At 67.6% G+C, this 12534-nt stretch carries 9 protein-coding genes; all 9 read right to left on the reverse strand.

Annotated features, from left to right (window positions below; genetic code table 11):
* Positions 1-3 precede the first annotated feature (3 nt).
* The 9 genes from ACLFA2_RS18555 to ACLFA2_RS18595 all read right to left on the reverse strand — a co-directional run bounded on the left by ACLFA2_RS18555 (position 4) and on the right by ACLFA2_RS18595 (position 12510).
* Positions 4-690: an esterase/lipase family protein gene (locus ACLFA2_RS18555; RefSeq protein WP_167254099.1), complete on the reverse strand. Its 687-nt coding sequence runs from the start codon at positions 688-690 to the stop codon at positions 4-6.
* Between the two features lie 79 nt (positions 691-769).
* Complete coding sequence (pyk, locus tag ACLFA2_RS18560; RefSeq protein ID WP_021200591.1) at positions 770-2218, reverse strand: pyruvate kinase; 1449 nt, start codon at positions 2216-2218, stop codon at positions 770-772.
* Between the two features lie 58 nt (positions 2219-2276).
* Complete coding sequence (locus ACLFA2_RS18565) at positions 2277-3743, reverse strand: glutamate synthase subunit beta (RefSeq protein WP_167254097.1); 1467 nt, start codon at positions 3741-3743, stop codon at positions 2277-2279.
* Entirely contained in the window at positions 3736-8259 is a 4524-nt protein-coding gene (gene gltB, locus ACLFA2_RS18570) for a glutamate synthase large subunit (RefSeq protein WP_096359530.1), read from the reverse strand. The genes ACLFA2_RS18565 and gltB overlap by 8 nt, the downstream gene beginning before the upstream one ends.
* Before the next feature lie 143 nt (positions 8260-8402).
* Positions 8403-9428 carry a prolipoprotein diacylglyceryl transferase gene (gene lgt / locus ACLFA2_RS18575; RefSeq protein ID WP_021200594.1) on the reverse strand — a complete coding sequence of 342 codons (1026 nt, stop codon included), beginning with the start codon at positions 9426-9428 and terminating at the stop codon, positions 8403-8405.
* 10 nt (positions 9429-9438) lie between these two features.
* Entirely contained in the window at positions 9439-10242 is an 804-nt protein-coding gene (trpA, locus tag ACLFA2_RS18580) for a tryptophan synthase subunit alpha (RefSeq protein WP_029259243.1), read from the reverse strand.
* Entirely contained in the window at positions 10239-11507 is a 1269-nt protein-coding gene (trpB, locus tag ACLFA2_RS18585; RefSeq protein ID WP_426622487.1) for a tryptophan synthase subunit beta, read from the reverse strand. The genes trpA and trpB overlap by 4 nt, the downstream gene beginning before the upstream one ends.
* Positions 11507-12277 carry an indole-3-glycerol phosphate synthase TrpC gene (trpC, locus tag ACLFA2_RS18590; RefSeq protein WP_029259244.1) on the reverse strand — a complete coding sequence of 257 codons (771 nt, stop codon included), beginning with the start codon at positions 12275-12277 and terminating at the stop codon, positions 11507-11509. Before trpC ends, trpB begins: the two co-directional genes overlap by 1 nt.
* Positions 12278-12279: 2 nt before the next feature.
* A complete protein-coding gene (locus ACLFA2_RS18595; RefSeq protein ID WP_021200598.1) occupies positions 12280-12510 on the reverse strand; it encodes an HGxxPAAW family protein in 231 nt (76 codons plus the stop codon).
* Between the last annotated feature and the right edge of the window lie 24 nt (positions 12511-12534).

The following is a 12534-nucleotide window of genomic DNA, read 5'->3' on the forward strand; positions in this document are numbered from 1 at the left end:
GAACTATTCCGCGAGGACCGCGAGTTCCGCCAGGACCCGAGGATTCGCGAGGATCCGGAAGTGCCCGCCCGTGTCGAGGCGGACGTTCTTGGCTCCGGCGAGTTCGCTCCCCTCCGGGATATGGGGGTCGAACGTCGCATAGACCGAAACGATCCGCCCGTTCACCGTGAGCTGCTGCGCGAGGCTCACGATCGACGGGTCTTCCGGTGAGAACTCCCGCAGAGTGCGCGACAGCATGAGCCGGGCATAGCGCGAACCCCCGAACGGGGTCGCGATCGCGAGCATCGAACGCACTCGCTCGCCCGCGGGACCCGTCATCACGACCTTTCCTGCGAGACCCCCTTTGCTGTGGGCGACGAGGATCACATCGTCGAGCCCGTTCTCCGTCAGGAACGCCTCCACGGCTCGCGCCATGTCCGCCACCGGTCGCTGATTCCGGTGAAGCGTATCGACGATGTGGACCGGATGCCCGCGGTCGTGCATGGCGGCGACGAGCGGCTGCAGGAACCGCCACGTCTCATAGACGCCCGGGAGGACGACGATGTGCGCCGCACTCCCGGATGCGAAGGATGCCGGATCGGTGCGGTCGAACATCGCGCGCACCTGCCAGTACCCGGCGTACACGTAGTCGGCGATCCACCACCCCGCGTTCTTCAGCACGCCGATGACGGGCTCCTCCGACGACACCACGGCTCCATGAGTGAAAACTACCCGATGCGCATGACAGAGGGGGCGGGACCGAAGTCCCGCCCCCTCTGGATGCTGTGCGTCAGACGCCGGCCTTGTAGATCGGAGCTGCACCGCGGATCGCATCGCCGACCTTGTGCACACGAAGGTCGTTCGTCGATCCGACGATTCCGGGAGGGGAGCCGGAGATCACGACGACCTTGTCCCCTTCCTCGGCGAGACCGTTGCCGAGCAGATACTCGTCGACCTGGTGATACATCAGGTCGGTGTGCTGCACCATGTCGACCAGGGTCGAACGGATGCCCCAGGTCAGCGCCATTCGGCGACGGATGCCCGGCTCGGGCGTGAACGCGATCATCGGGATGCGCGAGCGCAGGCGCGACAGACGACGCGCGGAGTCGCCCGACTGGGTGAACACGCAGAGGAACTTCGCGTCGACGAACTCGGCGACCTCGAGAGCAGCAAGCGTGATGGCACCACCCTGGGTGCGGGGCTTGGTCGTGAGGGGCGCGATGCGCTCCAAGCCGTGCTCTTCCGTGGACGCGATGATCCGCGCCATGGTCTCGACGACGACCACCGGGTAGTCGCCGACGCTGGTCTCACCCGACAGCATGACCGCGTCCGCGCCGTCGAGCACGGCGTTCGCGACATCCGAGGTCTCGGCGCGGGTCGGCACCGGGCTGCTGATCATCGACTCGAGCATCTGCGTCGCGACGATGACCGGCTTGGCCATACGACGCGCGATCTCGACGGCGCGCTTCTGCACAATCGGCACGGCCTCGAGCGGAAGTTCCACACCGAGGTCGCCACGAGCGACCATGATCGCGTCGAACGCGTCGACGATCTCTTCGAGCGCGTCGACGGCCTGCGGCTTCTCGACCTTAGCGATGACAGGGACGCGGACGCCCTCTTCCGCCATGATCTCGTGCACACGCTCGACGTCGGCGGCGTTGCGCACGAACGACAGGGCGATCAGGTCGGCACCGATGCGCAGACCCCAGCGCAGGTCGTCTTCGTCCTTCTCGCTCAGCGCGGGGACGTTGACGGCGACGCCGGGCAGGTTGATGCCCTTGTTGTTGGACACGGCACCGGCGACGATGACCTTGGTCGTGACGGTGACGCCGTCGGTCTCGACGACCTCGACCCGGACCTTGCCGTCGTCGATCAGGAGGAAGTCTCCCGGCTTGACGTCATGCGGCAGACCCTTGAAGGTCGTCCCGCTGATGTCCTTGTTGCCGATGATGTCCTCGGTGGTGATCTTGAAGATGTCGCCCTTGGCGAGTTCGTAGGGGCCGTTCTCGAACTTGCCGAGACGGATCTTCGGGCCCTGCAGGTCGACGAGGATGGCGACGGCACGGCCGGCGTCTTCTGCGGCACGACGCACGTTGGCGTAGTTGTTCTCGTGCACGGAGTAGTCGCCGTGGCTGAGGTTCAGTCGAGCGACATCCACCCCCGCATCGATCAGTGCGCGCACCGTCTCATAGGTGGAGGTGGCGGGGCCCAGGGTGGCGACGATTTTCGCGCGTCTCAAAGATTTCTCCAGGGTAGAAGTGGGGGAAGGTAAATCAGGCGACGGTGCCGGCCTCAGCCTACGCGGGCTGGAGACCGATCGCGACATCACTCGGGTGCACCGGCTCGGGCAGCACGGTGGTGCCCATCAGGAACCGGTCGACGTTCGCCGCCGCCGCACGCCCTTCGGCGATGGCCCAGACGATGAGCGACTGACCGCGTCCGGCGTCGCCGGCCACGAACACGCCGGGAACCGTCGACTCGTACGAGGAGTCGCGACGGAACGCACCCCGGTCGGTCACCTGCGGAAGCGTGTCCTCGGTGTATCCGCCCTGCTCGGGACCGGTGAATCCCATCGCGATCAGGATGAGGTCGGCCGGGATCTCCCTCTCGGTGCCGCTCTTGGGCACACGGCGTCCATCGACGTACTCGGTCTCGGCGACACGCAGGGCTCGGACCTCGCCGACCTCGTTTCCGAGGAACTCGACGGTCGACGCGAGGAACACCCGCTCGCCGCCCTCCTCGTGCGCAGACGAGACCTCGAACACGGTCGGCATCATCGGCCACGGCTGGTGGTCGGGACGCGTGTCACCCGGCTGCTTGCCGATCGCGAGGTTGGTGACGCTGAGTGCGCCCTGACGGTGAGCGGTGCCGATGCAGTCCGCTCCGGTGTCACCGCCGCCGATCACGATGACGTGCTTGCCCTCGGCGCTGATCTGATCGGCGACCTTGTCGCCCGCGACCGCGTGGTTCGACTCCACGAGGTACTCCATGGCGAAATGCACCCCGTCGAGGTCACGGCCGGGGATCGCGAGATCGCGAGGAACCGTGGATCCGGTGGCGATGACGACCGCGTCGTACCGCGCGCGCAGATCGGGCCAGGAGATGTCCTTGCCGATCTCGACACCGGCACGGAAGCGGGTGCCCTCCTCCTGCATCTGACGAAGACGCGACTCGAGCTGGGTCTTCTCCATCTTGAAGTCGGGGATGCCGTAGCGGAGCAGACCTCCGATGCGGTCGTCACGCTCGAAGACCGCGACGGTGTGCCCGGCGCGGGTGAGCTGCTGCGCGGCGGCGAGACCCGCCGGTCCCGATCCGACGACAGCGACGGTCTTGCCCGTCAGGCGCTCCGGCGGCTCGGGTTCGACCCAGCCCTTCGCGAACGCCTCGTCGATGATCGAGACCTCGATCTGCTTGATGGTCACGGCCGGCTGGTTGATGCCGAGCACGCACGAGCTCTCGCACGGCGCAGGGCACAGCCGTCCCGTGAACTCAGGGAAGTTGTTGGTGGCGTGCAGACGCTCGATCGCCGCGCGACCCTCACCGCGCCACGTCAGGTCGTTCCACTCGGGGATCAGGTTGCCGAGCGGGCACCCCTGGTGGCAGAACGGCACACCGCAGTCCATGCAACGGCCGGCCTGACGACGGAGCACCTGCTTGTCACCGGGCTCGTAGACCTCTTTCCAGTCCATGATGCGCACCGGCACCGGACGTCGTGCGGGGAGTTCCCGCTCGGTCACCTTCAGAAAGCCTTTGGGATCAGCCACCGGTCACCTCCAGGATGCGGTTCCACACGATGTCGCCGTCGGGGTCGATCCCCTCGGCCAGCGCCTCCTCGCGCATGCTCCGCACAGCGGCGAAGTCACGAGGCAGCACCTTCACGAACTCTGCAGCGGTCTCCTCGAAGCTCTCGAGGAAGGACGAGGCCAACGGCGACGCCGTGCGCTCGACATGCGCGACCAGCAGGCTGCGCAGCACCTCGAGGTCCGCTCGATCGAGCGGTTCGAGCAGCAGCTCTCCACTCCCGAGGGATTGCGCGTTCACCTTGCTCGTGTCGAGCGCGTGCACATACGCCACTCCCCCGGACATGCCGGCGCCGAAGTTGCGCCCGGTCGACCCGAGGATCACGGCCAGACCACCCGTCATGTACTCCAGAGCGTGGTCACCCACGCCCTCGACGACAGCGGTCGCACCGGAGTTGCGCACGAGGAAGCGCTCGCCGACGACGCCCGAGATGAACATCGTCCCCGAGGTCGCGCCGTAGCCGATCACGTTGCCGGCGATCACGTTCTCGTGCGGAGCGATCGCGGAGCCGCGCGGCGGGCGGATCGTGATGTCGCCGCCGGAGAGCCCCTTGCCGACGTAGTCGTTCGCATCGCCCTCGAGGCGGAGCACGATCCCCGGCGGCAGGAACGCGCCGAGCGACTGTCCGGCGGTGCCGTGCAGCGTGACGTCGATCGTGCCCTGCGGCAGACCCGCCGCCCCGTGCCGCGAGGTCACCTGGTGACCCAGCATCGTGCCCACGGCGCGCTCGGTGTTGGCGATGGGCAGCTCCACCACGACGGGTTCGCCGTTGAGGAGCGCCCCCTTCGCGATGTCGATGAGCTGCACGTCGAAGTGCTTCTCGAGCTCGTGATCCTGTGTGCGCCCGCTGCGACGCGGCTCACCCGCAGGGAACACCGGTCCTTCGAGCACCGGAGTGAGGTCGAGCCCCTCGGCCTTCCAGTGCTCGACAGCGGCGTTCACCTCGATGAGGTCGGCACGGCCGACGATCTCGTCGATCGAGCGGTATCCGAGTTCGGCGAGGAGCTCGCGCACCTCCTCCGCGATGAACTCCATGAAGTTCACGACGAACTCGGGCTTGCCCGTGAACCGCTCGCGCAGCACCGGGTTCTGGGTCGCGACGCCCACCGGGCAGGTGTCGAGGTGGCATACGCGCATCATGATGCAGCCGCTGACCACGAGCGGAGCCGTGGCGAAGCCGAACTCCTCGGCTCCCAGCAGGGCTCCGATGATCACATCGCGACCGGTCTTGAGCTGCCCGTCGACCTGCACGACCACACGGTCGCGCATGCCGTTGAGCATGAGCGTCTGCTGCGTCTCGGCGAGACCGAGCTCCCACGGCGTACCCGCGTGCTTGAGCGAGTTCAGCGGGCTGGCACCCGTTCCCCCGTCGTGACCGGAGACCAGGATGACGTCGCTCAGTGCCTTCGCGACACCCGCCGACACCGCACCGATGCCCGACTGGCTCACCAGCTTGGTGTGGATGCGTGCCTCGGGATTCGCCCTCTTCAGGTCGAAGATCAACTGCTTGAGGTCTTCGATCGAGTAGATGTCGTGATGCGGCGGCGGCGAGATCAGGCCCACCCCGGCGGTCGCGTGACGCGTGCGTGCCACCCAGGGGTACACCTTGGTCGGGGGCAGCTGACCTCCCTCGCCGGGCTTGGCACCCTGCGCGAGCTTGATCTGGATGTCGTCCGCCTCGGTGAGGTAGAGGCTCGTGACGCCGAAGCGTCCGGAGGCGACCTGCTTGATCGAGCTGCGGCGCTCGGGGTCGACCAGCCGATCGGGGTCCTCGCCGCCCTCGCCCGTGTTCGACTTGGCCCCGATGCTGTTCATCGCGATCGCGAGGGTCTCGTGCGCTTCCCGGGAGATCGAGCCGTAGCTCATCGCCCCCGTGGAGAAGCGCTTGACGATCGCGGAGACCGGTTCGACCTCGTCGAGCGGCACGGGCTTGCGTGTGCCGGTGCGCAGGGTGAAGAGTCCGCGCAGGGTCTTCAGCTCTGCGGCCTGCTCGTCGACGAGCTTCGTGTACTCGCGGAAGATGTCGTACCGCCGTGTGCGGGTCGAGTGCTGCAGCTTGAACACCGTCTCCGGATTGAACAGGTGCGGAGAACCGTCCCGACGCCACTGGTACTCGCCGCCGGTCCACAGACGCTCGTGCGCACGTGCGGCCGCATCCTCGGGATACGCGTAGTCGTGGCGCGCCTGGTTCTCGGCGAAGATCTCCTCGATGCCGATACCGCCGAGCTTGGACTCGGTGCGCGTGAAGTACGCGTCGATGAACTCCTGGCTGAGGCCGACCGCCTCGAACACCTGAGCGCCCGCGTACGACGACACCGTGGAGATGCCCATCTTCGACATGATCTTGAGCACGCCCTTGCCGAGCGCGTAGATCAGGTTCTTGACCGCCTTCTCGGGCGTGATGCCGTTGATGTAGCCGGTGCGCACGAGGTGCTCGACCGTCTCCATAGCGAGGTACGGGTTGACGGCGGAGGCGCCGTAGCCGATCAGCGTCGCGACGTGGTGCACCTCGCGGACGTCACCCGCTTCGACGATGAGACCGACCTTCATGCGGTTCTCGCGCCGGATGAGATGGTGATGGATCGCCGACACCATGAGGAGAGACGGGATCGGGGTGAGGTCCTTGTTGGAGTCGCGGTCCGACAGGATGATGAACTCGGCGCCGTTCTCGATCGCCTCGTCCACCTCTGCGCACATCTCGGAGAGCCGGTCCTGCAGCGTCTGGGGCCCGGCATCGAAGTGGTACAGACCCCGGATGGTCGCGCTCGACCGGCCGGGCATGGCCTTGTCGATGTGGCGGATCTTCGCGAGCTCGTCGTTGTCGATCACCGGGAAGTCGAGCGAGACCGTGCGGGTGTGCTCCGGCCCCCACGACAGCAGGTTGCTCTCCGGGCCGAGGCCCAGCTTGAGGCTCGTCACGACCTCTTCGCGGATCGAGTCGAGAGGCGGGTTGGTCACCTGCGCGAACTGCTGCGTGAAGTAGTCGAACAACAGCCGGGGACGCTTGCTCAGCACAGCGATCGGCGTGTCCGATCCCATGGCGCCGAGCGGCTCGACGCCGGTCTGCCCCATGGGGGTGAGGAGGATGCGGACCTCTTCCTCGGTGTAGCCGAAGGTGCGCTGACGGCGAGTGATCGATGCCGGCGGGTGCACGATGTGCTCGCGCTCCGGCAGCTCGGCAAGACGCACGGCACCGGCGTCCAGCCACTCCTGCCACGGGTGCATCGTGGCGAGGTCGTGCTTGATCTCGCTGTCCTCGACGATGCGGCGCTGCGCGGTGTCGACGAGGAACATCTTCCCGGGCTGCAGGCGACCACGGCGCTTGATGCGCTCCGGCTCGAACTGCAGCACGCCGGTCTCGGAGCCGATGACCACGAGCCCGTCGGTCGTCTCGGTCCAGCGTCCGGGACGCAGGCCGTTGCGGTCGAGCGTGGCACCGACGAGCGTGCCGTCGGTGAAGATCAGGGCGGCAGGGCCGTCCCACGGTTCCATCTGGTTGGAGTGGTACTCGTAGAACGAGCGCAGCTCCGGTGTGATGTCGGCCTGCTTCTCGTAGGCCTCAGGAACCATCATCATGATGGCGTGCGGCAGGCTGCGGCCGGTGAGGGTCAGCAGTTCGAGCACCTCGTCGAACGAGGCCGAGTCGCTGGCACCGTCGGTGCAGATGGGCAGGAGCGGGGTGATGTCGCCCAGCAGTTCGGATTCGAGTTGAGACTGGCGGGCGCGCATCCAGTTGCGGTTGCCTCCGACCGTGTTGATCTCACCGTTGTGGGCGAGCATGCGCAGAGGCTGCGCGAGCGGCCACGAGGGGAACGTGTTCGTGGAGTACCGGGAGTGCACCACGGCGAGTTCGGACGCGAAGCGCTCATCCTGCAGGTCGGGGTAGAACGGCTCGAGCTGGAGCGTCGTGACCATGCCCTTGTAGCCGAGCGTGCGCGCCGAGAGCGAGACGAAATAAGCGCCGAGTTCGTGACCGGCGCGCTTGCGCAGCCGGTAGGCGACACGGTCGAGGGCGATGCCCGTGAGCGGCGCATCGGTGTGGGTCGCCCCGCCGGCGCTCACGAAGAGCTGCTCGAAGGCAGGACGGGCCTCATCGGCGAGCTTGCCGAGGTTCTCGTTGGCGGTGGGGACGTCGCGCCAGCCGAGGACCCGGAGGCCCTCGGAGCGGGCGATCTTCTCGATCCCGGCCTTCTGCTGGCGGCGCTCGCTCGAATCGCGGGGCAGGAACGCCAGTCCGGCCGCGTACTCCCCCACGGGCGGCAGTTCGAAGCCGACGACGGCGCGGAGGAACGCATCGGGCATCTGCGTCAGGATGCCGGCGCCGTCCCCGGTGCCCGCATCCGAGCCGATGGCTCCGCGGTGCTCGAGGTTGCGCAGGGCCTCGAGGGCCAACGCGATGATGTCGTGCCCGGCTTCGCCGCGCAGGGTCGCGACCATGGCGAGGCCGCAGGCGTCCTTCTCGAACGCCGGGTTGTACATGCCCTGCTTCGGGGGGTATGCGCCGGAGGCGCCGTAAGGGGGCTGGAAGTACACCAGTTACCGTCCTCAGATCTTCGAGTGAAACCCGGGGACGACGTCGGCCCGCTCGTTCAGTGCAATGGTTCTCCCGCCACGAGGCGGCGTTATCGAGAGCCGTCCTCGCTCGTGGGAGCAGTGCTTGTGGCGGTGGCTCCTGCGGTGACTTCTTCGGTCGGAGGCTCGCTCACGTCCACGAAGTCAGAGGGATTGTTCTGCGATTGTACATCAGCGTCCACGTCCGTCCGTTCGCGGCCCGGCTGGTACGGCGAAGGCTCGAGTCCGGGGTGTCGACGTGTCTGGACGATGAGGATCGCGAGACCGACGAGGACGCCGATGATCGCGGCAAGGACGTTGCTGCGCAGGCCGAGGATGATCTCGCTCGGATCGATGCGGATCGACTCCCAGACGATGCGGCCTGCGCTGTACCAGATCAGGTAGATGGCGAACAGACGGCCCCACTGGAAGAAGAGCTTGCGGCCGAGCCAGAGCAGGACGATGACTCCCAGTCCGTTCCAGAGAACCTCGTAGAGGAAGGTCGGGTGGAACAGCGTGCCCTCGGGCAGCCCCGGGGGGAAGGCCGAGTTCGTGGACGGGATCTCCAGCCCCCAGGGCAGGTCCGTGGGAAGACCGAAGAGCTCGTTGTTGAACCAGTTGCCGAAGCGGCCCATGGCCTGCGCCAACAGCAGGCCGGGGGCCAGGGCGTCGGCGAACGTCCAGAAGCGGATACCGGTCCAACGGCACCCGAGGTACGCACCGATCGCACCGCCGATGAGGGCACCGAAGATCGCGATTCCGCCCTCCCAGATCGCCCACACCGAGCCGGGCTGGAAGGGGTTCCAGGTGTTGATCCCCTCCCCGAAGTAGTCGTTCGGGTGGGTCAGGACGTGGAAGATGCGCGCACCGATGATCGCCAGGGGCACGGCCAGGATCGAGATGTCGATGACGACCCACGGCTCCGCGCCGCGCTTGGTGAGACGGTGATTCGTCAGGAAGGTCGCCACGATGATGCCGGCGATGATGCACAGCGCGTAGAAGTGGATCCGAATGGGCCCGAGGTCGAAGTACGAGACCGTGGGGCTCGGGATGCTGGCGAGCACGTTCGTGAAGGTGCTGTGGAGCGCGAGTGACATGAGTGCGATTCTAGTTCTCGTGATCGGGGCGTGCCGACGAGGTGCCGGAGGCCAGGTTTCGGGTGACTTCCGCAAGGGCGGGCACGCCGCCGTCACGCAGGGCGCGGACGAGCGCGGTGCCGACGATCGCGCCGTCGGCATACTCCGACACCCCGGCGATCTGCTCGGCGGTGGAGATGCCGATGCCGACGCATGCACGGTGAGCGCCGTGCGCGCGAAGACGCCCGACCAGGGTGCGGGCGGCGCGATCGAGCTCAGCGCGCTCCCCGGTGATGCCCATGGTCGAGACCGTGTAGACGAACCCGGTGGACGACTTCACCACAAGGTCGAGACGCTCGTCGGAAGAGGTCGGAGCGGCGAGGAATACCCGGTCCAGGCCCGTCCGCTCGCTCGCGGCGATCCACTCCCCTGCCGCGTCGGGTGTGATGTCGGGCGTGATCAATCCGGCGCCGCCCGCAGCGAGCAGGTCGTCCGCGTAGCGGTCGATGCCGTACTGCATGACCGGGTTCCAGTACGTCATCACGAGGACGGGCACATCGGTCGCCGCCGTGATCGCGCGGATCGCCGTGAAGAGGTCGGCCATCCGGAAACCCGCCGCCAGGGCCTTGGTGGTCGCCTCCTGGATGATCGCGCCGTCCATCACCGGGTCGCTATACGGCGGGCCCAGCTCGATGATGTCGACACCGTTCTCGGCGAGGGCGATGGCCGCCTGGATGCTCGTCTCGAGGTCGGGGAAGCCCACGGGCAGATAGCCGACGAAGGCACTGCGCCCGGCGTCCTGTGCGCGCTGGATCGCCTGTTCGACGCGGCTCATCGCTGCGGCTCCCCCTTCGCGGCCAGTTCTTCCTCTTCGCTCTCCGCGGCGACATCGTGGGCCAGAGCGGCCTCGTCGTAAAGCTGGAAGTAGCGCGCCGCGGTGTCCATGTCCTTGTCGCCGCGGCCGGACAGACACACGGCGATCAGTCCGTCGGGGCCGAGCTCGCGGCCGATGCGCAGGGCACCGGCGAGAGCGTGCGCCGACTCGATGGCGGGGATGATCCCCTCTGTCCGGCTGAGCAGACGCAGCGCCTGCATCGCCTCGTCGTCGGTGGCCGGGATGTACTCGGCACGACCGATGTCGGCGAGCCACGAGTGCTCCGGACCGACGCCCGGGTAGTCGAGTCCGGCGGAGATCGAGTGCGACTCGACGGTCTGACCGTCGGCGTCCTGGAGGACGTAGGTCTTCGCACCGTGCAGCACACCGGGGCGGCCCCGCTCGATCGACGCCGCGTGCTTCTCGGTGTCGACGCCGTCGCCCGCCGCCTCGACGCCGTAGAGCTTGACGCCCTCGTCATCGAGGAACGCGTCGAACATGCCGATCGCGTTGGATCCGCCGCCGACGCACGCCATGACGGCGTCCGGCAGACGACCGACCTCGTCGAGCAGCTGGGCACGCGCCTCTTCGCCGATGATCTTCTGGAAATCACGGACCATCGCGGGGAACGGGTGCGGTCCCGCCGCGGTACCGAAGATGTAGTTGGTGGTCTCGACCGACGCCACCCAGTCGCGGTAGGCGTCGTTGATCGCGTCCTTGAGCGTTCGCGAACCCGAGGTGACCGGAACGACCTCCGCGCCCAGAAGGCGCATGCGGGCGACGTTGAGCGCCTGACGCTCGGTATCGACCTCGCCCATGTAGATGGTGCACTCCAGACCGAACAGCGCCGCTGCGGTCGCCGTCGCGACGCCGTGCTGACCGGCACCGGTCTCGGCGATCACGCGGGTCTTGCCCAGACGCTTGGTCAGCAGCGCCTGACCGAGCACGTTGTTGATCTTGTGCGAGCCGGTGTGGTTGAGGTCTTCGCGCTTGAGGAAGATGCGCGCACCCCCGGCGTGCTCGGCGAACCGCGGTACCTCGGTGATGGCGGAAGGGCGGCCGGCGTACGAGCTGAGCAGGTGCGCGAGCTCGGCTCGGAACTCCGGATCGACGATCGCCGCCTCATAGGCCACCGTCAGCTCATCGATCGCGGCGATGAGCGACTCAGGCATGTAGCGCCCGCCGAACTCGCCGAAGAACGGGCCGTGCTGGTCGCGCAGGCTCATCATGCCTCCAGGAAACTCTTGAGGGTGGCGACCGGGTCGCCGGTCACGAGCGCCTCGCCGATCAAGACGACATCGGCGCCGGCGGAGCGGTAGTGCACGACATCGGCGGGCGTCAGCACCGCGGACTCCGCGATCTTCACCGCCGTGTCGGGGATTCGATCGACCAGGCGCCCGAAGAGGTCGCGGTCGAGTTCGAGGGTCTTGAGGTCTCGCGCGTTCACGCCGATCAGCGGCGCGCCGAGATCGATCGCGGCCTCGAGCTCATCCGCGGAATGCGTCTCCACGAGAGGGGTCATGCCCAGCTCGCCGATGAAGCCGAAGAGATCACGGAGCACCGCGGGCTCGAGGCCCGCGACGATCAGCAGAACGAGGTCGGCACCCGCCGCACGGGCTTCGAGCACCTGGTAGCGGGTGGCGATGAAGTCCTTGCGCAGCACCGGCAGCGACACCCGGGCCGTGACGGCCTCGAGGTCGGCGAGGCTTCCGCCGAAACGACGCTCCTCCGTGAGGACGCTGATCGCGGAGGCGCCGCCCGCCTCGTACAGGGAAGCCTGCAGCGCGGGATCGGGGATGTCGGCGAGAGCTCCTCGCGAGGGGCTCGCGCGTTTGACCTCCGCGATGATCTTCACCCGATCCGACGGTGCGAGGAACGACAGGGCGTCCTTGGCCGCGGGGCGTGCGAGAGCGTCTCGCTCGACAGTGGCCAGCGGGCGCGACAGGGAGCGACGCTCAGCGTCTGCGACAGCGCCGGCCGTCAGGTCGGCGAGCACCATTAGTGCGCCTTCGGAGCGTACTTCGGACCCTTCACGCCGTAACCGGCCTTCGCGAGCGCCCAGCCGACGATCGCACCGATCGGGATGAGCGCGACCGAGGCCACGACGAGGGCGGGCTGCTCGAAGCAGAAGGCGACGGTGCCGGCGGCGACGCCGACCAGCATGATCACGACGGCGGTCCAGGCGGCAGGCGAGTGTCCGTGGCCGGGGTCGGCGATCGGGTTGGTCATGTTCTCCTCCGGGGGGACGACGTG

Origin of the sequence: Microbacterium sp. As-52, assembly GCF_049949185.1 — a bacterium.
Taxonomy (GTDB): Bacteria; Actinomycetota; Actinomycetes; order Actinomycetales; family Microbacteriaceae; genus Microbacterium; species Microbacterium maritypicum_A.